This is a genomic window from Providencia sp. NPDC089933 (genome assembly GCF_049545585.1).
Taxonomy (GTDB): Bacteria; Pseudomonadota; Gammaproteobacteria; order Enterobacterales; family Enterobacteriaceae; genus Providencia; species Providencia huashanensis.
Map to the genome: position 1 here is coordinate 181711 of NZ_JBMWDT010000007.1, position 22309 is coordinate 204019.

The following is a 22309-nucleotide window of genomic DNA, read 5'->3' on the forward strand; positions in this document are numbered from 1 at the left end:
CTCGCGATGAATATTGCATACATGAATTTATTCAATGATGTAGCTCACAGCCCGATGTCCAATAGTATCGGATATGCCCAAGTGCCCGGCGGAAAGCCTCAAATAGGTGGTGGGGTTTTAGGTATGTCACGCTGTAGCGAAAAATCAGAGTTGGTGGAATGCTTCTATCGTTGGCTTTATTCTGACGTTATTCAGGATCATATTCTGATGCTCGGTGGGAATACCATTCAGCGCAATTTTATTTACATGCAGGAAATTAGGCAGCGTTATCCTTGGCTATCACTTTCGTATAATGAAATCAAAACAGGGGTCCGTGAATCCACTATGCCAGACGGTACAGCGTTTAACCTTCGTAAAGCTGAAAATATCATCGGTGGTGGGGTTATAAATGCATTAGATGGGCTGATGAGTATCCCTGAAACAATTCAGAAGATAAATCAAGGGCTAAAAGCACTATAAATAAAATAGCCCACAAACTATGTGAGCTATTTTATCGTTTTGTAGTGGTCAGCTAAAAATTAGTTTTTATAGTGAATATCGCTGACAATTCTTAGTTTTTCTGCGGCTTGTTCAGGTGTAAGGTCTCGTTGAGTTTGACGAACAGTATGTGAGGGAATTTTAAATGTTTATAAGGAAATTGCTTTTTTTGAGGGAACCACTGTAGAAGTGAAAGTGGTGCCCGGACTCGGAATCGAACCAAGGACACGGGGATTTTCAATCCCCTGCTCTACCGACTGAGCTATCCGGGCAACGGGGCGCATTAAACCGTATTAGGCCGTTTACGTCAATGAGTTTTTATAAAAAAAACATATTTTTCGACTGAGTGTTTTCTTTTTCAGCAAAAGATGTGTGTTTAATAAACGGTTGTTGGTTTTTTAACTTAAGGCGCCTTTTTTACGACATAAAGCAATGGCTAAAATGTCTTCGGATAAGTGCTGAGCAATTTCAACATCTTGAATATCTCGCTGAACTAACAAGCGGTTCAAGCAACCCTCTAGTACTAATTCCATTTGGTTGGCAACCAGCTCAGAGTCCTCTATATCAAGCTCATCTAACAAATCTTTGGTAAATTTAAAGGAATTCTCTTTTTGCAGACGGCTAAGTTGGTGAATAGGGTGCTCTGATTCAGGGTAATAATTACAAGCAGAGATGAACAAGCAGCCAGGGAAACGCCCTTCACGGACTTTCTCGGATAACTGCTGGTAACGGGCCATAAGCTTCTGCTGAGGGTTTAATGATTCATCTAGGAGTGTTTGGCGCTGCCACACTTCAATTTGCTGACCATGATAGCGTAGGCAATCATAAACAAGCGCTTCATCGTCGGGCCAAAATTGGCGTATAGTAGAGAAATCAGATTCAATTTCATGCAGTAAATTTTCTGTGGATGCAGATAAACCCTGGATTTCAAGTTGGTTTAAAGCATGACTTAGAATAGTGTCACGTTGGATAGGCATTGTTAACTCCATCACAGTAAAGTCTGATTTTCTCCCATCATAACAATGTTCAATTCTGAATTATAGCTGTTTGTTTTACCCCCAACCAATTGAGAAAAATAGATAATACAGCCTTAAGAATGTGAGTCGCCCACATGTTATGGCTAGGGCTTATGAGGGGGAATGATTTAGTCGATTAGAAGAGAGCAAATAAACTGAAAAAGTGGGCAACAGGAGGGGGAGAACCCCCCTGATATTGACTGATTGTTTTTAATTTATATTAAAACATTAGTTAATCAACTTAGCTTCTAGTGCAGCATCGATATAATAGAACTGAAAAATATTTTTCATAAAATCATCTATATCGTGTTTTCTTAGTTCAAGAGCTTGTAAAATATCCAAAAGACCTTGAATAGTAATGGAATTTTTGCCTCTTTCATAACGAGAAACTTGCTGTTGACTAATATTTAAGCGGGAAGCTAACTGCGCCCCCGTTAAGCCAACCGCTTTTCTGCGGTGCTTTAAATATGTTCCAATATAAATAGTCACATTAGTATTTTCATTTCGTTGAGCGTTTAACATTCCTCCTCCAAATAAATAGATACAAATAGTACACTATTTAATTATCAAAAATATTCTTTGTTATCGTCTATTACGATGATGGTTAATAAAAGGTAATCGTAATAAATTCCGCGGTCTATTTAACTAGGATTAATTAGTTATTACCAATATTTATGGCGAATTGGTTTTAATGATTCAATAGGTTATTTCTATATTCAATACACGGTATATGAGTGCGGGATATGGATTTATTGGTGTTTAGTTTTGTGATTTTTAATTTTCTTGGAGTTAACTTTTGATTTGTTTTTATTTTATCTTTATTTTTAGCGTTTAATTTTATAGCTAAATTAGCGTAAAAATGTCTTTTTTATTTATCATTTTATGTAATCAGTCATTGTTTGTTACACTTATATTGAGAGTATTAATATAAATGTAACGCCAGTAAAATTATTATAATTAGTTTTTATTTTAACGACTAAAATAAGAGGGTAATGCACTTTAAATATGTATATTGGTATTGTTTTTATACATATTAAATAAAAATAATAGATAACCTATAAGAGACCTATTATTTTTATAGTCACGTATGTAACTTTATTTTGATAAGAGAGAATAACATACTGTTGTGTATAGATATAAAAAACCCGCGCAAATCGCAACGGGTTTTAAGTGTATTTAATTATGATTAGTAAAACTACAGGATCATACCACCAAACAGGAAGCCGAATGAAACGGCTAATGCAACACCAATAGTGCCTGGGATGAAGAATGGGTGGTTAAAGACGAAACGGCCAATGCGTGTTGTCCCTGTGTCATCCATTTGTACCGCAGCAACCAGAGTTGGGTAAGTTGGTAGAATGAATAAACCAGATACCGCAGAGAATGACGCAATAGCGGTTAATGGGCTTACATTCAAGGCTAATGCCATTGGCATCAGTGCTTTTGCTGTTGCAGCTTGTGAATAAAGTAGTGCAGAGCAGAAGAAGAAAATTACCGCTAACATCCATGAATGTTCGTGGATTAAGTCACCTGCAGTTGCTTTGATCCAGTCAATGTTGTGCTGTACGAAAGTATCACCTAACCACGCCACACCTAAGATACAAATACATGCACTCATACCCGCTTTAAAGGTACTTGAATTCAAGATTGCATCGGTGTTTACACGGCATAGTACAGTAATTAATGTTGCCACTGTTAGCATGATAATTAAAATTGCGTTAGTGGTGTTCATTAATGGTGTTTCAACAATACCAAGGCTAGGGCTATTGATGATGGCATAACAAACAACGCCGATAACACCAAACAAGAATAACAAGACGGAAGATTTAGCACCCGCTTTGATTTCTTTTACTTGGCTTCCACGTAATTCGACTAATCCTTCTGCTAAACGTTTTTGATAAATAGGGTCATCAGACAACTTGGAATTAAATGTCCAAGAAATGATGAATGACATTAAAATGATAGCGAGGAAGGTGGCCGGTAATAAAATACTCAGCAGCGTGATATAACTTACAGTATTTCCTGCGCCAACCATTGCTGGGTTTTCCATGACTGATGCCATGTAAACCACTGCGGCTGAAATTGGTGATGCAGTGATACCAATCTGTGCCGCAACAACCGCGGTTGAAAGTGGACGACAGGGTTTAACACCTTGCTCTTTTGCGACTTCTGCAATAACAGGTAATGTCGCTAAAGAAATATTACCAGTTCCTGCAAAAAGGGTCAGAAAATAGGTGACGATTGGGGCAAGTATGGTGATGTATTTTGGGTTGCGGCGCAGTAATTTTTCTGTTTGGGCAACTAAGTAATCTAAACCCCCTGCAATTTGCATTGCTGAGATAGCGGCGATAACAGCCATGATGATTGAGATAACGTCAAATGGAATCGTACCCGGTTTCACGCCAATTGCAGCGAGTACCAGTACCCCAAGGCCACCGGCAAAGCCGATACCTATCCCACCTAAACGGGCCCCCAAAAAGATGGCCAGCAGAACAATAATAAATTCTACGGCTAACATAGTGTTTACTCCTCGACAAAATGAAAATTAAAATTATGAAACTGTTATGTTAATTTTTTGTGTGTGTATGAATCAAAAAAGGCACGCTTTCTGGTGAGAGGCGTGCCTTTATTTTTAAGTATTATTTATGATAAACATAAATTTTTAGTCATCAAAACGTTTTGCTTTATAAGCAGGGTGTTTTAAGTTCTCAACAGAGAAAATATCATCCAGCTCAGCTTCTGTTAGTAAACCACGTTCAAGAACAACTTCACGTACGCTCTTACCTGTTTCTGCGCAAATCTTACCGACGATATCACCATTATGGTGACCAATGAATGGGTTCAGGTAAGTGACGATACCGATGGAGTTAAATACAAACGCTTCACAGATCTCTTTGTTCACTGTAATGCCGCTAATGCATTTTTCTTGCAGATTACGACAGGCGTTGTTCATCAGGGAAATCGATTCGAACATAGCTTGACCGATTGCAGGTTCCATTACGTTTAATTGTAATTGACCTGCTTCTGCAGCCATAGTCACGCAAATATCATTACCGATGACTTTGAAACAAGCTTGGTTAACAACTTCAGGGATAACAGGGTTAACTTTTGCTGGCATGATAGAAGAACCAGCTTGTAACTCAGGTAAGTTGATTTCTTTAAGACCTGCACGAGGCCCAGAAGACAGTAGACGTAAGTCGTTACAAATCTTAGACAGTTTCATCGCCAGACGTTTTAGGCCTGCATGTACAGTGATATAAGCACCACAGTCTGAAGTTGCTTCGATTAAGTCTTCTGCTGGTACACAAGCTAAGCCTGTGACCTCTGCTAATTTTTTAACAGCTATTTCTGAATAGCCCGGTGCGGTATTCAGACCAGTACCGATAGCAGTTGCACCTAAGTTAACTTCGAGCAGTAATTCGATGCTACGTTTTAGATTTTTCTCTTCTTCTTTTAAAAGAGTCGCGAAAGCATGGAACTCTTGACCGACGGTCATTGGAACAGCATCCTGCAATTGGGTACGGCCCATTTTCAGAATGTCTTTATATTCTTCAGCTTTAGCTTCAAAGCCTTTTTTCAGGTATTCAACAGAATCAATTAATTTCAGTACAGAGTTATATACTGCGATACGGAACCCTGTAGGGTAAGCATCGTTAGTTGACTGGCTTTTATTAAGGTGATCATTCGGGTTTAAATAATCATATTCCCCTTTTTTATGGCCCATCAGTTCTAAACCGATATTTGCCAGAACTTCGTTGGTATTCATATTGAGTGATGTGCCCGCACCACCTTGGAATACGTCAACAGGGAACTGATCCATACATTTGCCTTCATTTAATACAACATCACAGGCTTTAATGATAGTATCCGCGATATTACGTGGGATAGTTTTCAGTTCTTTATTGGCTAAAGCTGCCGCTTTTTTGACCATAACCATGCCTCGAATAAATTCTGGGACATCGTTAATAGTGCGGTCGCTGATATAAAAGTTTTCAATCGCACGCAGAGTATGAACACCATAATAGGCATCAGCTGGAACTTCTTTTTTACCTAACAGGTCTTCTTCGATACGAGTATTGTTTGACATGAGAACCTTCTTAATTAGATTACAGTTTACTGTCCGTTTATGCGCTTGCAAAAAAAGTAATATATCGTAAAGCAAAATTCACAGGTGATTAATATTGTGAAATAAAACTTCACAAGCGATTAACACCAACTACTACGTTGTCAGCATTATGATCTACTGATTTATGGGTAGATGATAAGCTTTTAATCATGTACTGCCTTGAACCTAGATCACTATATAGTTTGATTTATGCAACAGATTTTACGTTGTGTGACATTCATCACAGATAAGTATCATTAATGAGAAAAATCTGTGAGTTGAAAAGCGTTATATCTGCCCCAATTATTATGGCTATACTAAAGAAAAAAGCGAATATTGATAGTTGTCTCTTAGATACAGTTCACAAAGGTTTTCCAAGGGGCGTAAAATAGTTGATAGCTTATTGAAATAAAGGAGAACTTGTGCGCTGGTTACCACTCATTCTGATAGGTATTCTCGTTTACATTGAATCTGTCATTTTTGTGCGAGTTGCGTCCGAAGTTGGCGTATTAATGACTTTGATTTTAGTTGTTCTAACTTCTTGTCTAGGTGTTTCACTCGTCAAGAACCAAGGCATGAAAAATGTACTGCAAATCCAACAAAAATTAGTGTCAGGTGAAAGTCCCGCAGCAGAAATGATCAAAAGTGTTGCGTTGGTTTTAGCTGGCTTTTTACTTATCGTTCCAGGCTTTTTTACTGACTTCATTGGTTTATTGTTGTTACTTCCGCCAATTCAAAAACTCATTGTAATGCGTTTAATTCCTCACATCCGTTTTTATCAACCGGGGAATGGTTTTGGCCAAACGGGGGGCGGGAAATACCAAAATGGAGACACTTTTGAGGGGGAATTCCAACGTAAACAAGATGACCCTTCTTTTACAATTGATAACTCAGATAAAACGGACTCATCTGATAAAGACGACCGCCCCAAGTCGTAAATCCATTCTTTTTGTAGGGAGATAAAAATGAAAAATTTTTTATCTCCCCCCTTGAAGTCCCTCTGTTTCGCCCCAATCTGCTCAAACATGGTACTAGTTTATTTGAGACATACTGGTATCGTCCTTTTACCTAGTGTGGACTTTATTTATAGGAGAACTATTAATGAAAATTCGTCCATTGCATGACCGTGTTATCGTTAAACGTAAAGAAGTTGAATCAAAATCTGCTGGCGGGATCGTTCTGACTGGTACTGCTGCAGCTAAATCAACTCGTGGTGAAGTACTTGCTGTAGGCAACGGTCGCATCCTAGAAAATGGTGAAATCAAAGCACTGGATGTGAAAGTTGGTGATATCGTGATTTTTAACGACGGTTATGGTGTGAAAGCTGAAAAAATCGACAATGAAGAAGTCCTGATCATGTCTGAAAGTGACATTCTGGCAATTGTTGAAGCGTAATTTTCACTTAAAACTTCTCAACTAACGAAAAGAATTTGAAGGAAAGAGATAATGGCAGCTAAAGACGTTAAATTTGGTAGTGATGCACGTACGAAAATGCTTCGTGGTGTGAATGTTCTGGCAGATGCAGTAAAAGTAACTTTAGGTCCTAAAGGCCGTAATGTAGTTTTAGATAAATCTTTCGGCTCACCAGTTATCACCAAAGATGGTGTTTCTGTAGCACGTGAAATCGAATTAGAAGATAAATTCGAAAACATGGGTGCACAGATGGTGAAAGAAGTTGCCTCTAAAGCTAACGATGCTGCGGGTGACGGTACAACTACAGCAACAGTTTTGGCTCAAGCTATCATCACTGAAGGTTTAAAAGCCGTTGCAGCGGGTATGAACCCAATGGATCTTAAACGTGGTATCGATAAAGCCGTTATTGCTGCAGTTGAAGAGCTGAAAACACTTTCTGTTCCATGTTCAGACTCTAAATCAATCGCACAGGTTGGTACTATTTCTGCAAACTCCGACGAAACCGTGGGTAAACTGATCGCAGAAGCAATGGATAAAGTCGGTAAAGAAGGCGTTATCACTGTTGAAGAAGGTACAGGCCTAGAAGATGAATTGGATGTGGTTGAAGGTATGCAGTTTGACCGCGGTTACCTGTCCCCTTATTTCATCAACAAACCAGAAACAGGTGCTGTTGAGTTAGAAAACCCATTTATTTTATTAGTTGATAAAAAAGTTTCTAACATCCGTGAATTACTGCCTGTATTAGAAGGCGTAGCTAAAGCTAGCAAACCACTGTTAATTATTGCAGAAGATGTTGAAGGCGAAGCGCTGGCAACACTAGTTGTCAACACGATGCGTGGTATTGTTAAAGTTGCGGCTGTTAAAGCTCCTGGCTTTGGTGATCGTCGTAAAGCAATGCTACAGGATATCGCTGTTCTGACTAACGGTACTGTTATCTCTGAAGAGATCGGTATGGAGCTAGAAAAAGCAACGTTAGAAGACTTAGGTCAAGCAAAACGCATTGTTATCAACAAAGATACTACAACCATTATTGATGGTGTTGGTGATGAAGCGACGATTTCAGCCCGTGTTGCTCAAATTCGTCAGCAAATCGAAGAGTCTTCTTCTGATTATGACCGTGAAAAATTACAAGAGCGTGTTGCTAAATTAGCAGGCGGTGTTGCTGTTATTAAAGTTGGTGCAGCAACTGAAGTTGAAATGAAAGAAAAACGTGCTCGCGTTGACGATGCTCTGCATGCAACTCGCGCAGCTGTTGAAGAAGGTGTTGTAGCTGGTGGTGGTACTGCACTGGTTCGTGTTGCTGCTAAACTGGAAGGTTTAAAAGGCGACAACGAAGATCAAACCGTGGGTATCCGTGTTGCTCTGCGCGCAATGGAATCACCTATGCGCCAAATCGTGACTAACGCAGGCGAAGAAGCCTCTGTTGTCGTGAATAAAGTTAAATCAGGCCAAGGCAACGAAGGTTATAACGCAGCGACTGATGCATACGGCGATATGATCGATATGGGTATCTTAGACCCAACTAAAGTAACGCGTTCTGCTCTGCAATTTGCAGCATCTATCGCAGGTTTAATGATCACGACAGAAGCGATGATCACTGAACTGCCAAAATCAGATGCACCTGACTTAGGTGCTGCTGGTATGGGCGGCATGGGTGGAATGGGCGGCATGATGTAAAAGACATCAAGCTTAGGTAACAGCTAACTTAGTTGGTTGTTACTAGCCGATATAAGACCGGCACCGTTAGTTTAACTAGCGGTGCCGGTTTTTTTATTGCTTCTTAAATGACGCTACAGTTATTAACTCAAAATGGGAGCAGCCATTAGGTGGATATAAATTAATGTTAAATGCCATTTATTTTTGCGTAAAGGTCCATCAAAAGGTTATATTTAGCGTAAGGCAAAATGGTTTGAAGAAATAAACAACAGGGCGGTTGTCTTGATTGTTTTGTGATAGACTCTATTTGGCTGGTGAACTGTGGTATTTACACGGTAATTTTGACGCAGTATGTTAATCACCTCCTAGATATTTCATGATATATTGCTATCAATATGGTATTGGGACTAAAACGATTTTCAAACCAGTTGCAAAAAAAACACAATGAAAAATGAGGGAAAACATGCGAATTAAAGTCTTGATTGGTGCTGCTGCATTACTGCTTTTAGCGGGTTGTTCTACAACAACTAATTTGACTGCGGCAGGCTCACAAGTTCGTTTTGTTGAGAATCAACCAGGAAGTGATTGCCAGCTTCTGGGGCAGGTTGCAGGGACACAAAGCAACTGGTTGAGCGGTGTGAATAATGAATCCAGCTCAATGCGCAGTGCTGCGAATGACTTGCGAAATAAAGCTGCTGCAATGGGTGGTAATGTTATTTTTGGCGCAACAAGTCCAAGTGAAACAGTATTATCTAGCTTTATTCCGCTAGATAGCAAAATGGTTGGCCAAGTATATAAATGTCCCTAATATGATTTCATAGCGCCCAAATTACAGTAATTTGGGCGTTTTGCTTTTTAAATCTGCCTTAAATTTAGGTCAAGCAATGTTTTGCTTGGCTCTCCGCCAATTTCCCGTGCCAATTTTGGTACGAGGTATCCGGATACCTGACTTAATAACTGCTGTATTAATTGTCGAGCTTCTAAATCACTGACTAAAAAGTGTGCTGCTCCTTGGACTTTATCCAATACATGTAAGTAATAAGGTAAAATCCCTGCGTCAAATAAGGCATTACTTAAATTAGCTAATGCGCTTACATTGTCATTAACTTGGCGTAATAATACGCTTTGATTCAGTAAGGTAACACCTGATGACTTTAGTTTAAACATGGCGGCAGTTAATGGTTTATCAATTTCATTTGCATGGTTAATATGTGTAACCATAATCACTTGAAGCCGCGAACGCGCAAGTCTGTTGCATAGTGTGTCGGTAATACGTTCTGGAATAACAACGGGTAAACGAGTATGAATTCTAAGGCGTTTTATATGTGGGATTGCCTCTAGTTGGCTAATTAACCAGTCGAGTTCATGGTCTTTTGCCATTAGTGGGTCACCACCTGAGAAGATGATTTCATTGAGTTCGGTGTGGTTTTTTATATAATCCACAGCCATCAACCAGTTATTTTTATTTCCTTTGTTATCTTCATAAGGAAAATGCCGGCGAAAACAGTAGCGACAGTTGACTGCGCAACCACCTTTTACCAGCAGTAATGCGCGGTTGTGGTATTTATGCAGCAAACTGGGAATTGCGTTATCTTGCTCTTCTAGCGGGTCTGTAGAAAAACCTGGATGTATATCAAACTCTGCTTTTGCCGTTAATACTTGCAATAACAGAGGGTCTAGTGGATCGCCTTTTTTCATCCGCGAGATAAACGGCATTGGCACACGCAAAGGAAATAATTTACGCGCTTCATTGCCTTCTTTCGAAAAAAGGTGGTTTTCTAAGTTAAGCATTTGCAGCAATTCATCTGGATTAGTGATTGCTTCAGCAAGTTGTTGTATCCAGACTTCTCTGGATGAGGTATTTTGAGTTACAATATCGACCATTTTTTGGCTATGCCATTTTTAGTTTATAAATTAGAGGATCACCATGGCTACTTATAGTACCAATGAATTCCGCTCAGGTCTTAAAATCATGTTAGATGGCGAGCCTTGTGTCGTTTTAGAAAGTGAATTCGTAAAACCAGGTAAAGGTCAAGCATTTGCACGTGTGCGTATCCGTAAACTGATTTCTAACAAGCTGTTGGAAAAAACATTTAAGTCTACTGACTCCGTTGAAGGTGCTGATGTCATGGATATGAACTTAACTTACCTATATACCGATGGTGAGTTCTGGCATTTCATGAACAACGAAACTTTCGAACAATTAGCAGCAGACGAAAAAACCGTTGGCGATAACGCCAAATGGTTAGTTGACCAAGCAGAGTGTATTTTAACTTTGTGGGACGGTCGTCCTATCGCGGTAACTCCACCTAACTTTGTTGAGTTAGAAATTACCGATACTGACCCAGGCTTGAAAGGTGATACTGCTGGTACAGGTGGTAAACCAGCGACACTGAGCACTGGCGCAGTTGTTAAGGTTCCGCTGTTTGTTCAGATCGGTGAAGTTATCCGTGTCGATACTCGCTCAGGCGAATACGTTTCACGCGTAAAATAATAGCGTATCCTATACGGAATCGCTAAAAATAAAAAGCCGTGGTCGATGTGAACTGACCCCGGCTTTTTTGTCTATTTTAAGTCGCTAACAGCACTTAAACCCACCTTTACCACCATAGCGTGCGTCTTGACGTTCTTTGAAAAACTCTTCATAGGTCATTGGCGTTTGATCAGGATGCGTTTTTTGCATGTGAGCAACATAGTTGTCATAGTCAGGGACGCCAACCATCATTTTTGCCGCTTGGCCGAGGTAGCGGGCTGCTTTTCCCAGTTCTCCAAACATAAATCCTCGTCATATTTTGTGTTGTAGCTTCAATTATTTTGGAGAAAGAGAGTGAATCTTGATAAATACTTAAAAACTAAATATTTAAAACAAAACTGCTCAACTCTCAATCTCCGGTGTATTAATGATGTCGTGTATTTGCCACGATTTCTTCATAGTTGGCTGGCATTGGCTCGTAGGGTACTTCATTCGCAGTTGGTTGGTCAGATTTTAAGGCCTTCAACGCAGTGCGGATGGAGAAAAGAGCTAGTAATACCACAACAATCATAAAGAAAATAGTTAAGCCAGCGTCTAAACGGTTATTGAAAATCAACTGCGTGAGTTGAGATTCGGTGTACTGAACTGGAATATTTCCACTATCAATCATTGCTTGGAATTTATTTGCAACAGCTAAGAAGCCAACACGAGCATCTTCACTAAAGGTTTTTTCCCAACCAGCTGTCATAGTACAAATCAATAACCAAGCTGTTGGTATCAATGCAACCCATGCGTATCGTTGACGCTTCATTTTGAACAGTACCACAGCACAGAGCATTAATGCCATACCTGCTAGCATTTGGTTTGCGATACCGAATAGTGGCCATAGTGTGTTAATCCCGCCCAGAGGGTCGACAACACCTTGATGCAGGAAATATCCCCATGCCAGTACGCATAGTGCGGTTGCTATTAAGTTTGCAGGCAGTGAGTCTGTTCGTTTTAGTGACGGTGACACCACCCCAAGCAAGTCTTGCAGCATAAAACGTGCGGCACGTGTTCCTGCATCAACTGCAGTTAAAATAAATAACGCCTCAAATAAAATAGCAAAGTGGTACCAGAAGGCGACATTCATCAACCCACCAAGTGCACCGTGTAAAATATAGGCCATTCCGACAGCAAGCGTCGGTGCTCCTCCTGCCCGTGAGATAATACTGCTCTCACCGACTTCATGAGCTATTGTATTTAACTGCTCAGGCGTAATTTGGAAACCCCAACTACTTACAACTTGAGCCGCAGAGGCAACAACATCTTGTGTACCGGCGGGGGCTAACATTGCCATTGGACTATTCATGGCAAAATACACACCTGGGTCAATCACACAAGCTGCGACTAGCGCCATGATGGCAACAAATGATTCCATTAACATACCGCCGTAACCGATAAAGCAGGCTTGGTTTTCATTTGCTAACATTTTCGGCGTTGTGCCTGAAGAAATCAGCGCATGGAAGCCAGAAACAGCACCACAGGCAATAGTGATAAATAAGAATGGGAACAAATCCCCTGCCCAAACGGGGCCTGTACCATCAATATATTTCGTTAGTGATGGCATTTGTAGATTAGGATTTAAAATCAAAATACCAATAGCAAGGCCAATAATAGTACCGATTTTTAAGAAGGTAGAAAGGTAGTCTCGTGGAGCAAGGAGTAACCAAACAGGAAGTACCGCAGCAACAAAGCCATACCCCACTAACATCCACGTTAATTGGACACCAGTATAATCAAAATAAGGTGCCCACGTTTCACTTTCAGCAACCCACCCTCCAGAAATGATGGCAAAGACAAGGAAAATTAACCCAATAATCGATACTTCGCCAATACGACCAGGACGGATATAACGAGTATAAATCCCCATGAAAATGGCTAATGGGATAGTGAAAGCAACAGTGTAAGTTCCCCATGGGCTATGGGTTAGCGCTTTAACGACAATCATGGCCAGTACCGCTAAGATAATCACCATGATCATAAAGCATGCAATTAATGCCAGCACACCTGCTGTATTACCCATTTCTTCCTTAACTAGCTCTCCAAGAGAGCGCCCATCTCGTCGCGTCGAAACAAATAACACCATAAAGTCTTGTACAGCCCCTGCCAGTACTACTCCTGCTAACAACCAGAGCATACCCGGTAAGTACCCCATTTGGGCAGCAAGAACCGGACCAACAAGAGGGCCTGCTCCAGCAATAGCGGCAAAATGGTGACCAAATAATACTTTTTTATCTGTTGGTACGTAGTCGAGCCCATCATTATGACGAATTGCAGGCGTCATACGTGTTGAATCGACTTGTAATACTTTTTTCGCAATAAATAGCCCGTAGTAGCGGTATGCAATGAGATAAATACATACTGCAGCAACAACAATCCACAGAGCATTGATCTGTTCACCGCGATTTAAGGCAATATAACCTAGTGAAAATGCACCAAGTAAAGCGAGTACAATCCAAATTAATTGTTTACCCATAGCCATCCCCATTTATTCAGTTAACAGCGCTTTGTTATCTATTTAAATGTTACTTAATTACTATTTATTTAAGTAGAACAAGGAAGATATAGCTAATTTAAGTTAAAGGAAAAGTAGCTAAAACGAGACACCTATTGGAAATTGTGAGAACAATTCTATAATTGCAGTGAGCTTCACTAATTTATCATTAGCGACTGGATTTTATCGGATTTTAAGCTAAAGACTTGCTATTTTTTTTAATTAAACCATAAGTTTTATTTAGTGTGGATTTTTGAACTAAATAATAGTCAGAAATAAAATGCTTTATGAGGGGGGATTTAATTACCGAAAGATAAAACTCTCGGTAATTAAATCGGCTACTTTAAGCATGCCTTAGGCTGAGAATAATTTTTTTACCAAAAAGCGTTATAATTAAGCCAAACATAATTAAAATAAGCCCGGCGATTTGTATGCCATTAATATGTTCATCAAGGAATAAAGCACTACTGCTTAAACCAAATACAGGAACGAGCAAAGAGAATGGCGCAACTCGCCACGCTTCATAGCGGCCAAGTAAGATCCCCCATAGCCCATAGCCAACAAAAGTAGATAAATAAGCAAGATATAAAATAACGCCAAATATGGACCAATTAAAACCAGTAAGTCCGTCTACGATGGCATCTTCCCCTTCTAAAACCCAAGAACTTATTAAGAATGGAATAATAGGGATTAGCGCGCTCCAACTTACTAAGGACAAGGCACTGCATTTTTCAGCCCCTTTATGTTGCATAATGATCCTATTAGTAATGTTACCGCAAGCCCAAGAAAGCCCCGCGATCAGTGTAAAGGCTAGCCCAAGTAGCGGTATATCATCTAATCCACCAGCGGTTGCCCCATTGGCTAATATGGTTAACCCTATTATGGCAATAAACATGCCGATGAAGTGAGTCGGTTGCAATGATTCTTTTAAAATTATTGCGCCAAGTAATAGGGTAAAGAAAGCTTGGGATTGCAATATGACAGAGGTTATACCCGCAGGCATACCCACTCTAATCGCGCAAAATAAGAAGGCAAATTGACCGAAGCTGATGGTAAGTCCATAGAGAAGTAATAATTTGAGCGGAATTTTGGGGCGCTTAAAAATAAAAATAGCAGGGAAGGCCACAAACATGAAGCGTAATGCACCTAATAATAACGGCGGAAGTGCGGTAACGCCGAGTTTAATGATAACGAAGTTAACACCCCAAATAACCACCACACAAAGGGCGAGTAAGATGTCTCTGAGACTCATGCTATTTTCTCGATTAACTTGCCAGATTAAACATCTACTTTACATGTGTATAATTTTGAGTGCGATGGTTATGATGCTTAATAATAAAAAACGGTATAAAAATGTTGAATTTTATGGTTGATTTGCGCTTATTTGTTATTTTTCGTGGCTTGAGTCAGCGCTAACGAAGGTTTATAATGTATTCACACATCACACGTATTCAGGACGACCTGAATAAACGTCATTCAAATATGGGGACGGCCCCGAGTAATTAACGGGAGTAACCCAAGTGGCTTGGATCATTCTTTTATTTGCAGGCTTATTAGAAGTAGTATGGGCTGTAGGGTTAAAATACACTCATGGTTTCACGCGTTTAACACCCAGTATTATTACCATTATTGCGATTATCGCCAGTATGGGGTTATTAGCTTACGCCATGCGTGACCTACCAGTAGGAACTGCCTATGCAATTTGGACGGGTATAGGTGCTGTTGGTACTGCAATTGTTGGGATTATTTTCCTGGGTGAATCAGCGAATATGTTCCGTTTATTAAGCCTAGCTTTGATTATTACGGGTTTAATTGGCTTAAAAGTGTCGAGTTAACTATTTAAAACAAGCGGGTAGTTTTCATCTTACCCGCTTTATTATTGTTATATATTGCTTGGGCATAAATAAAACTATCCCTTTTGTTTGCCGACATAACGGGATGGCCAAATTTCCTCTGCTGGTACCCCCAGAAACTCCGCAATAATTCTCTCCCCTTTAGGCCAGCGCCTTGAAAGTGCATTATTCAATGTGGATGAATTTAACCCTGCTGAACGTGATATTTGTGAAAGAGAAGACCCTTTTTTCTTTATTGCTGCAATAATATCAGCCGAGTGCCAATCTTGTTTCATATGATCTCCAATAGTTAATATATAAATATAATTTAAATTATTTTAATGAGCTTTAACTCAATAGAGATATAAAGATATAAAAATAACTCTTAATTTTAAATACCTTTAAATTTTGGTCTTTGAATATTTACTTTTATGTGTTAAAGATATTTATTCAACGTTTTTATTATCTTTATTTTTATTTAAATAACTACAAGGTGATTTTTATGGATATAGAAAACAGGAAGATAGAAAAAATAAGTGCTAGAGTAAAATTAGATCTTTACAACTATTTTGATTGGAATGATATTGATATCCATTATACGGTTATTAATGTTGATGAAAGGAATATATATACATTATCTAGTGATTATGAATGGCAATTAATTTATTGGCACCATGATATGGATTTATCATTAAAAGAACGGTTATTTTCTGGGGTTCAATATTGGTGTAATTATTCCGATGCATATCAGAAAATTTTAACCAAATTAGATAAAGGTAATAAAAAAATAGACATTTGTAATAGATACAATAACTTATTTGAGATATTTTCACTTAATGCGAATCATAAAGTCCCATATGAACATTTACTTACATTGTATCAATGGCGTTCAATAGTTTCTGAATATGCATATAAACAATGGTCTGAAAATAAAACGGTTGCATTACCATTACGCCAAAAAATTGAATTAGATGAACCTGAACCTATTATTTGTAGGGGGAAGGAAACTCCTAATTTTATACGTTTTGGTCAGTTATCATTTTCAAACAAAGAAGCATTAACCATCCGTTTGTTGCTTTCCCATCGAAATATAAAGGAAATTAGCCGTATTCAAGGCTGTTCGGAGGACGAAGAATATAGAAGGCTTAATAATATTAAGAAAAAATTAAATTGTGAAATGGTATCTCAAAAGGAATGTTTTTCGGTAATGAAAGAACACGGGATTACATTAGCAAGTTTAGAAAAATTAATGCCTATTAATTAATTTAACTATTTGTTTTATATAGGGATGTAAAATTATTTTATGAAATGGAAATTACGTTTTGGCGCTGTAGCAGGGCATACCTTAGAATTTTATGATGTTGCAATTTTTGCAGCGATTTCATCATATTTAAGTGCAGAATTAACTCGCCTAGGTTATCAGCAAGCAACGGAAATGGTGTGGGGGATTTTTGCTTTACGTTTTCTTATACGGCCATTAGGAGGGTATGTGATTGGCCGTTATGCAGATAAAGTCGGTAAAAAACCGGCAATGATTTTGGTAAGTACCCTTACAGGCAGCGCTACATTGTGTATGGCATTTCTGCCAATTGAATTCTTAGGGGCATATACGCCTTTAGTCATCTTATTTCTTCAAATGTTGTTATCTTTTAGTTATGCGGGTGAAAGCCCATCACTGTCTACCTATTTATATAAAGATTCTAAACCCCAAGAACGAGGTAGAATTTCGGCGTTGTTAACCGGAAGTGCGGTTGTTGGTGTTATTGGCTCGTTAGGGGTCGTGTTAATTCTCGAAAATATATTAGACCCTGAAACCATGCAAAGGGTGGGGTGGAGGATACCACTACTATTAGGTCTAGGTAATATACTGATCTGTTTTTGGTTTCGCTATCGTTTACCAGACCAACCCATTGAGTATGATGGGGGGAAAAAAATAGATTGGCTTAAGGCATTTAATATTTTACTGATTGTTATTCCTGGCTCGGTTATTTTTTATACCTTAAATTTTTCATCTTCATTTTTACTTAAGGAGTTAGAATTAGAAGAATTTAAAAGTATATATTCAATGATATCATCAACTTTATTATTAGTTTTAATGGCAATAATTGGTTGGTTAACCGATAAATACAGTTACTCTGAACAGGTGTTTAACTTAGGGGTAAAGCTAGCTGCCATATTATCAATTCCTATTTATTACCTAATGTCGACTAAGGTTTTATCATTAATACTTATCTCCCAATCGTCAATTATTATTGTTTCAGCGATGGTTTTATGCAATTGGAATTATGCGATGACAAAACCAGCCAATGGACAAGTTACCACTTTAAGCATGGGATATAACCTTTCATCGACGATCATAGGCGGGTTAACGCCATTAATTATCAATTACTTAGTTATCATTGATGTTTCCTTGGTTGGTGTTTTTGTTTCGTTGAGTTCATTAACTCTATTTGCTTCATTGTTATTGAGTAAAAAAAAATTGTTAGCTATTTAAATTTAAAGGGGGATGTATGAATATAGAAAATAAACACCTAGAGCTCTCTTGTTCGGGTTTTGGTGATAAGTTTTTAAAGTATTTCGATTGGAATGATTTAGATGTTACTTACAGTAGAGTGGATGTAAGAAATAACGAGGTAAAAGTTATTTCAAGTCACTATGAGTGGGTTTTAATATTTTGGGATGATGATCTAGATAAAAAAGTAAAGGAACGATTAACCCCCGGTATTCAATATTGGAATAATTACTCTTCCGCATTTCAAGAAACATTATCTAAAACTGATAAGAAAGAAATGAAAGTTGATTTTTGCACTCAATATGGTGGTATATATGAAATTACATCAATAAATTCAAGGAAAAAATTTTCATGTAATGAATTATTAGAACTCTATAAATTAAGGGCTGTTATTTCTGATTATTCCCAACATATCTGGAAAGATAATGAAAATATTATTTTACCGCTTAGGGCAGACATAAGCTTACCTCAACAAATTGAAGATAATAATAGGGATATTTTAGATGCTCACCATTATATGCGATTTGGTAATATTCGTTTTACTCGTAAAGAAATGACAACGATTCGTTTATTATTATCACATTGCCGAGTAAAGGAAATTAGTTATATTCAAGGTTGTTCAGAGGCGACAGAAAATAAACGTATTCAACGTATTAAAGAAAAATTAGGTTGCTCTTATACTTCACCTGGTGGTTTATTTCAGGCATTAAAAGAAAATGGTATTACCCTTGCGTGTTTGGAGTCTCTGGTGAGTTACCCTTAAATATATAGGATGTTTTTCTATAAGGGAATAAATTAATAGAAAAGGGATAAACAATGAAATGGAAATTCAGGTTTGGTGTGGTTGCTGGTAATGCTTTGGAATACTATGATATTGCAGTTTTTGCTGCAATATCTACTTATTTAAGTATGGAATTAACTAAACTAGGTTATTCCCAAGCGACAGAAATGGTATGGGGTATCTTTGCATTGCGTTTTATAATCCGCCCATTTGGGGGATATGTTATTGGCCGGTATGCTGATACAGTAGGGAAAAAATCCGCTTTGATATTAACAAGCCTGATAACAGGCACGGCAACATTAATGATGGCACTGTTACCCATTGAATTGTTAGGAAACTATACACCATTAGTAATATTAATTTTGCAATTAGCACTTTCTTTCAGTTTCGCTGGGGAATATCCTTCTTTAATCACTTATTTATTTAACGATTTAGATAGGAATATTCAATCCAGAGTTTCATCAATTATTGTTGGTAGTTCTTTATGTGGCGTAATAGCATCATTAGCTATCGTTTGGGTGTTAAAGAACACATTTTCTGAAGAAATGATGCAATCAATTGGCTGGAGAATCCCATTGTTAATTGGTTTAGTTAATATTTTAATTAGTTTTTGGTTTAGAGCTAAATTACCTGATTACAAAAATGAATTAAACAGAAAAATAGTGTTCAGTTGGCACCACATTTTTGGGGTTTTCTTATTTACTATCCCTGGAACTGTCACTTTTTACTCTCAAAATTTATCAACTTCATTAATTATTGAACAATTAAAGATAGATGAGATAAAAAATTTTTATGAAATATTCTCATCCGGTCTATTGTTAATTTTTATACTGATATGTGGTTGGTTAACCGATAAATATAGTTCAGCTAAATCTGTTTTTAATATGGGAGTTACTGGGATGGTATTGCTTTCAGTACCACTCTATTTTTCCTTGCAGCTAGATAATTTACTTCTAGTCTTTTTCGCTCAGGTCGTTATGTCCACATATTCAGCGATGATATTGTGTAATTTATCAGCCGTAGTGATGGATAAATCTAATGGGCAGACAACAATACTAGGCGTTGGGTATAATAGCGCTTCTGCCTCTATCGGGGGGGTAACTCCTCTAGTTGTCGGTTATTTAGGTCACTTTAACTTAGGTTATGTAGGGCTATTTATTGCGGTTTGTGGGCTTTCATATTTTATTACGGTTTGGCTTCCAAAGCCTAAGCTGATTTAGGCTTTATTATTTTTGCTAGTCCCTCTATGGGGGCTAGCAATATTAATTTACAGACTAGAGTATCCAAGCTCTTCTAGCTCCTACTGTCGTACTTTTATGGTGTTCAGTGTGACTAAGGCACAGGGCATCAATACCTGCACTAGTTCGTGAATACCATGCACCTCCACGCATTAGGGCTCGCTTACCGTAGTTGCGTAGATAAATTTGGTCATCTGTTAGTTTCGCTAGCATAGATCGTAAACTGACCGTCGGTCAATATAATTAATAATCATTTGCATTTAAATGATGAGGTGTAATGAGCCTATAAAAAAGGGAGTTAAGTAATAGTTTGATATCTAAATAAAAATAGATAATGTAAGAGAAGGAAAAATATGAGAAATGCAGCGAGGTATCACTGCATGGATGGCTAAATTATTTTAGAAGTTGGCTAAAGCGCTGGTAGAGGATTTGGCCTAAATTATGTTGATTGTATTCGGTGCTAGTCGATAAATTATCAACCGCAGCATGCATCGAATGGTAAATCATTGTCGACATCAATTCTTTAGGCAACTCTGGCCATGCTTTGTTTTGTTCGCCAAAAGCTAAAATAGTTTTAATCTGCTCAACGGCACGGGTTTCATGATCATTGCTGCGGCCGTGGTATTCGTCATGAAATAACATGTCGTGAATATTTTGTTTTTCGACATAGTATTTGACGCTATTTTCGCACCATGCTTTTAATTTTTCACAGGCGCTTGTTTGGCTATCTAAAGCCGTTTGAATATGGCCTAAATACCAGTCCATATAGCGTGTGCGCAGGGCTTCCATGATATCATTTTTAGATTGAAAATAATGATAAAAGGTCCCTTTTGCTACATCAGCTGATAAAACAATTTCGCTGACGGTGGTACTCACAAACCCTTTAGAAAGAAACAGTTTTTCCGCTGCATTCATTAGGTCATCTAGCCTTTCTTCCGCAGGTTTTGTTCTTGGTTTTTTAGGGGGTAATGTCATAGGGTTTGTCTCTTAATATCTTGTGCTAAAAGCAAATCTGATAGGGGTATCATAGCACTTAATATTGATATGCTAAAACTTAGCTCGCTGATAGCTTCGCTATTTTAACTATCTTTTTGGTGCTTCTATAAAAAGATAAAATAAATACAATCAATAAAACATACATTATCGCACCAATCATCCATATCCAGCCATCCCAACTTGCCAGTGTTTGACCAAAAATAAAGCTAAATAATAATGGGCCGATCACCCCCGTCGTATTGGTTAAGCTGACTAGAACGCCTTGTAGCTTACCTTGGTTAGTTTGATTGACTTGAGCTGACATTAACCCCTGTAAGGCTGGTAGCGCAATACTGCCGCCGGCGAGTAAGATTAATGTAGGGTAAATCATCCAACCCTTTGTCAATAATGACAAAATAATGAATGCTGCTCCATCAACAACAAAGCCCACAATAATCGTCACTTTTTCATTGAATTTCTTGGCGATTGCGCCCGCTACAAATGCTTGGAACAAGGCATGCATGATGCCTAACCCCGCTAAAGATAGGCCGACCTCCATACTGCCCCATTGAAAACGATGTTCCGTAAATAACACCCATGTCGTTGCTGGAATTTGCCCTATCATTTGAGTCATAAAAAAGATAAATAACAATAGTATGACTGGCTTGATCACTTGCAGGAAAGGTCGCGAATTTTCTGCTGTTTCTGTGGTGTTTTTTTCAGTATTTTTGATTTTATTATCTTTAAATATCAACATAATAACTAAAAAAGAGAGCGCATTTAAAATGGCAGCAATAATAAAAGGAAGATGAGCTGAGAATTGCCCTGTAAAGCCGCCAATTGCAGGGCCAGCGATTAACCCGATACCAAAAGCCGCCCCTAAGCGTCCAAACCACTTAGTACGCTCTTGTGAAGCAGTATTGTCAGCAATAACAGAAGCGGCGACCGCACCTGTTGCGCCAGTCACTCCAGAAATTAATCGCCCAACGTATAGCATCCAAAGTGAGCTAGATAATGCAAGCAAAGTGTAATCCACAGCAGCGCCTGCAAGGGATAGTAGTAATATTGGTCGGCGCCCGAATTTATCAGACCATTTGCCAAGTAGAGGAGCAAAAAAAACCTGCATGATGGCATACAGTGCCAGCAGGATACCGTAATGATTTGCTAAATTTTCAGCCGACACGTATTCACGTAACAATGTAGGCAATACAGGCATGATCAAGCCGATCCCCATAGCATCTAGGGCGGTGATTGTTAAAGCGGTGATCGCAAATTTATTCATCGTTTTTTCTCTA

23 protein-coding genes and 1 tRNA gene are annotated in these 22309 nt (G+C 38.4%); 11 read left to right on the forward strand and 13 right to left on the reverse strand.

Annotated elements, in window-relative coordinates; genetic code table 11:
- Nucleotides 1–6: 6 nt before the first annotated feature.
- On the forward strand, nt 7–459 hold the full coding sequence (locus ACPEH5_RS12005) for a hypothetical protein (protein ID WP_281110731.1): 453 nt from the start codon (nt 7–9) through the stop codon (nt 457–459).
- 214 nt (nt 460–673) lie between these two features.
- Here ACPEH5_RS12005 and ACPEH5_RS12010 read toward each other — a convergent pair.
- The 5 genes from ACPEH5_RS12010 to aspA form a co-directional block, all read right to left on the reverse strand.
- A tRNA-Phe gene (locus ACPEH5_RS12010) sits at nt 674–749 on the reverse strand.
- A 126-nt stretch (nt 750–875) separates the two neighbouring features.
- Nucleotides 876–1448, reverse strand: coding sequence for a division control transcriptional repressor DicD (dicD, locus tag ACPEH5_RS12015; RefSeq protein ID WP_409076827.1), 573 nt, complete (start codon nt 1446–1448; stop codon nt 876–878).
- A gap of 273 nt (nt 1449–1721) precedes the next feature.
- Entirely contained in the window at nt 1722–2015 is a 294-nt protein-coding gene (locus ACPEH5_RS12020) for a helix-turn-helix domain-containing protein (protein WP_042846388.1), read from the reverse strand.
- A gap of 673 nt (nt 2016–2688) precedes the next feature.
- The gene (locus ACPEH5_RS12025) at nt 2689–4011 is read right to left on the reverse strand and encodes an anaerobic C4-dicarboxylate transporter (protein WP_048606083.1); all 1323 of its coding nucleotides are present in this window, start codon (nt 4009–4011) and stop codon (nt 2689–2691) included.
- 144 nt (nt 4012–4155) lie between these two features.
- A complete protein-coding gene (aspA, locus tag ACPEH5_RS12030; RefSeq protein ID WP_042846386.1) occupies nt 4156–5580 on the reverse strand; it encodes an aspartate ammonia-lyase in 1425 nt (474 codons plus the stop codon).
- A gap of 440 nt (nt 5581–6020) precedes the next feature.
- Between aspA and ACPEH5_RS12035 the strand changes: the two genes are divergently transcribed.
- The 4 genes from ACPEH5_RS12035 (at nt 6021) to ACPEH5_RS12050 (ending at nt 9475) form a co-directional block, all read left to right on the forward strand.
- The gene (locus tag ACPEH5_RS12035; RefSeq protein ID WP_048606085.1) at nt 6021–6536 is read left to right on the forward strand and encodes an FxsA family protein; all 516 of its coding nucleotides are present in this window, start codon (nt 6021–6023) and stop codon (nt 6534–6536) included.
- Between the two features lie 163 nt (nt 6537–6699).
- Nucleotides 6700–6993: a co-chaperone GroES gene (locus ACPEH5_RS12040; RefSeq protein WP_042846384.1), complete on the forward strand. Its 294-nt coding sequence runs from the start codon at nt 6700–6702 to the stop codon at nt 6991–6993.
- 51 nt (nt 6994–7044) lie between these two features.
- Nucleotides 7045–8688: a chaperonin GroEL gene (groL, locus tag ACPEH5_RS12045; protein ID WP_166686600.1), complete on the forward strand. Its 1644-nt coding sequence runs from the start codon at nt 7045–7047 to the stop codon at nt 8686–8688.
- A 442-nt stretch (nt 8689–9130) separates the two neighbouring features.
- Complete coding sequence (locus tag ACPEH5_RS12050) at nt 9131–9475, forward strand: DUF4156 domain-containing protein (protein ID WP_042846381.1); 345 nt, start codon at nt 9131–9133, stop codon at nt 9473–9475.
- 47 nt (nt 9476–9522) lie between these two features.
- On the opposite strand, the gene epmB is transcribed toward ACPEH5_RS12050, so the two are convergent.
- Nucleotides 9523–10551 carry an EF-P beta-lysylation protein EpmB gene (gene epmB, locus ACPEH5_RS12055; RefSeq protein ID WP_042846377.1) on the reverse strand — a complete coding sequence of 343 codons (1029 nt, stop codon included), beginning with the start codon at nt 10549–10551 and terminating at the stop codon, nt 9523–9525.
- Nucleotides 10552–10594: 43 nt separating this feature from the next.
- On the opposite strand from epmB, the gene efp reads away from it, so the two are divergent.
- Nucleotides 10595–11161 carry an elongation factor P gene (gene efp / locus ACPEH5_RS12060; RefSeq protein ID WP_042846375.1) on the forward strand — a complete coding sequence of 189 codons (567 nt, stop codon included), beginning with the start codon at nt 10595–10597 and terminating at the stop codon, nt 11159–11161.
- Nucleotides 11162–11245: 84 nt separating this feature from the next.
- Here the strand turns inward: efp and ACPEH5_RS12065 are convergent, their stop codons facing one another.
- The 3 genes from ACPEH5_RS12065 to ACPEH5_RS12075 all read right to left on the reverse strand — a co-directional run bounded on the left by ACPEH5_RS12065 (nt 11246) and on the right by ACPEH5_RS12075 (nt 14928).
- Nucleotides 11246–11443 carry a YbdD/YjiX family protein gene (locus tag ACPEH5_RS12065; RefSeq protein WP_004258665.1) on the reverse strand — a complete coding sequence of 66 codons (198 nt, stop codon included), beginning with the start codon at nt 11441–11443 and terminating at the stop codon, nt 11246–11248.
- Nucleotides 11444–11564: 121 nt separating this feature from the next.
- A complete protein-coding gene (cstA, locus tag ACPEH5_RS12070; RefSeq protein ID WP_094301223.1) occupies nt 11565–13658 on the reverse strand; it encodes a pyruvate/proton symporter CstA in 2094 nt (697 codons plus the stop codon).
- 361 nt (nt 13659–14019) lie between these two features.
- Nucleotides 14020–14928 (reverse strand): EamA family transporter, encoded by a 909-nt coding sequence (locus ACPEH5_RS12075; RefSeq protein ID WP_042846373.1) that lies wholly within the window; start codon nt 14926–14928, stop codon nt 14020–14022.
- A gap of 268 nt (nt 14929–15196) precedes the next feature.
- Here ACPEH5_RS12075 and sugE point away from each other — a divergent pair, with 268 nt between their 5' ends.
- The gene (gene sugE, locus ACPEH5_RS12080) at nt 15197–15511 is read left to right on the forward strand and encodes a quaternary ammonium compound efflux SMR transporter SugE (protein WP_125890504.1); all 315 of its coding nucleotides are present in this window, start codon (nt 15197–15199) and stop codon (nt 15509–15511) included.
- A 74-nt stretch (nt 15512–15585) separates the two neighbouring features.
- On the opposite strand, the gene ACPEH5_RS12085 is transcribed toward sugE, so the two are convergent.
- Complete coding sequence (locus tag ACPEH5_RS12085; RefSeq protein WP_166686601.1) at nt 15586–15804, reverse strand: helix-turn-helix domain-containing protein; 219 nt, start codon at nt 15802–15804, stop codon at nt 15586–15588.
- A 206-nt stretch (nt 15805–16010) separates the two neighbouring features.
- Between ACPEH5_RS12085 and ACPEH5_RS12090 the strand changes: the two genes are divergently transcribed.
- Genes ACPEH5_RS12090 through ACPEH5_RS12105 form a run of 4 tightly spaced genes read left to right on the forward strand, consistent with a single transcriptional unit; the run spans nt 16011 to nt 20021 of the window.
- Nucleotides 16011–16772: a helix-turn-helix transcriptional regulator gene (locus tag ACPEH5_RS12090; protein ID WP_166686602.1), complete on the forward strand. Its 762-nt coding sequence runs from the start codon at nt 16011–16013 to the stop codon at nt 16770–16772.
- A gap of 39 nt (nt 16773–16811) precedes the next feature.
- The gene (locus ACPEH5_RS12095) at nt 16812–18002 is read left to right on the forward strand and encodes an MFS transporter (RefSeq protein ID WP_166696488.1); all 1191 of its coding nucleotides are present in this window, start codon (nt 16812–16814) and stop codon (nt 18000–18002) included.
- A gap of 16 nt (nt 18003–18018) precedes the next feature.
- Complete coding sequence (locus ACPEH5_RS12100; protein ID WP_166686604.1) at nt 18019–18783, forward strand: helix-turn-helix transcriptional regulator; 765 nt, start codon at nt 18019–18021, stop codon at nt 18781–18783.
- A gap of 53 nt (nt 18784–18836) precedes the next feature.
- Complete coding sequence (locus ACPEH5_RS12105; protein ID WP_166686605.1) at nt 18837–20021, forward strand: MFS transporter; 1185 nt, start codon at nt 18837–18839, stop codon at nt 20019–20021.
- Nucleotides 20022–20075: 54 nt separating this feature from the next.
- Here ACPEH5_RS12105 and ACPEH5_RS12110 read toward each other — a convergent pair whose 3' ends face one another.
- From ACPEH5_RS12110 to tet(59), 3 genes are all read right to left on the reverse strand, one after another.
- A complete protein-coding gene (locus ACPEH5_RS12110) occupies nt 20076–20252 on the reverse strand; it encodes a hypothetical protein (RefSeq protein ID WP_166686606.1) in 177 nt (58 codons plus the stop codon).
- 180 nt (nt 20253–20432) lie between these two features.
- Nucleotides 20433–21014, reverse strand: a complete 582-nt coding sequence (locus tag ACPEH5_RS12115) for a TetR/AcrR family transcriptional regulator (RefSeq protein WP_129466456.1) — start codon at nt 21012–21014, stop codon at nt 20433–20435.
- Between the two features lie 79 nt (nt 21015–21093).
- Nucleotides 21094–22296 (reverse strand): tetracycline efflux MFS transporter Tet(59), encoded by a 1203-nt coding sequence (gene tet(59) / locus ACPEH5_RS12120; protein ID WP_226693168.1) that lies wholly within the window; start codon nt 22294–22296, stop codon nt 21094–21096.
- Between the last annotated feature and the right edge of the window lie 13 nt (nt 22297–22309).

Bases quoted from the DNA above. Each gene is read 5' to 3' on its own strand.
- ACPEH5_RS12005 (WP_281110731.1), top strand. From the start codon at position 7: ATGAATATTGCATACATGAATTTATTCAATGATGTAGCTCACAGCCCG.
- ACPEH5_RS12020 (WP_042846388.1), bottom strand. From the start codon at position 2,015: ATGTTAAACGCTCAACGAAATGAAAATACTAATGTGACTATTTATATT.
- ACPEH5_RS12025 (WP_048606083.1), bottom strand. From the start codon at position 4,011: ATGTTAGCCGTAGAATTTATTATTGTTCTGCTGGCCATCTTTTTGGGG.
- aspA (WP_042846386.1), bottom strand. From the start codon at position 5,580: ATGTCAAACAATACTCGTATCGAAGAAGACCTGTTAGGTAAAAAAGAA.
- ACPEH5_RS12040 (WP_042846384.1), top strand. From the start codon at position 6,700: ATGAAAATTCGTCCATTGCATGACCGTGTTATCGTTAAACGTAAAGAA.
- groL (WP_166686600.1), top strand. From the start codon at position 7,045: ATGGCAGCTAAAGACGTTAAATTTGGTAGTGATGCACGTACGAAAATG.
- ACPEH5_RS12050 (WP_042846381.1), top strand. From the start codon at position 9,131: ATGCGAATTAAAGTCTTGATTGGTGCTGCTGCATTACTGCTTTTAGCG.
- epmB (WP_042846377.1), bottom strand. From the start codon at position 10,551: ATGGTCGATATTGTAACTCAAAATACCTCATCCAGAGAAGTCTGGATA.
- efp (WP_042846375.1), top strand. From the start codon at position 10,595: ATGGCTACTTATAGTACCAATGAATTCCGCTCAGGTCTTAAAATCATG.
- ACPEH5_RS12065 (WP_004258665.1), bottom strand. From the start codon at position 11,443: ATGTTTGGAGAACTGGGAAAAGCAGCCCGCTACCTCGGCCAAGCGGCA.
- cstA (WP_094301223.1), bottom strand. From the start codon at position 13,658: ATGGGTAAACAATTAATTTGGATTGTACTCGCTTTACTTGGTGCATTT.
- ACPEH5_RS12075 (WP_042846373.1), bottom strand. From the start codon at position 14,928: ATGAGTCTCAGAGACATCTTACTCGCCCTTTGTGTGGTGGTTATTTGG.
- ACPEH5_RS12085 (WP_166686601.1), bottom strand. From the start codon at position 15,804: ATGAAACAAGATTGGCACTCGGCTGATATTATTGCAGCAATAAAGAAA.
- ACPEH5_RS12090 (WP_166686602.1), top strand. From the start codon at position 16,011: ATGGATATAGAAAACAGGAAGATAGAAAAAATAAGTGCTAGAGTAAAA.
- ACPEH5_RS12095 (WP_166696488.1), top strand. From the start codon at position 16,812: ATGAAATGGAAATTACGTTTTGGCGCTGTAGCAGGGCATACCTTAGAA.
- ACPEH5_RS12100 (WP_166686604.1), top strand. From the start codon at position 18,019: ATGAATATAGAAAATAAACACCTAGAGCTCTCTTGTTCGGGTTTTGGT.
- ACPEH5_RS12105 (WP_166686605.1), top strand. From the start codon at position 18,837: ATGAAATGGAAATTCAGGTTTGGTGTGGTTGCTGGTAATGCTTTGGAA.
- ACPEH5_RS12110 (WP_166686606.1), bottom strand. From the start codon at position 20,252: ATGCTAGCGAAACTAACAGATGACCAAATTTATCTACGCAACTACGGT.
- ACPEH5_RS12115 (WP_129466456.1), bottom strand. From the start codon at position 21,014: ATGACATTACCCCCTAAAAAACCAAGAACAAAACCTGCGGAAGAAAGG.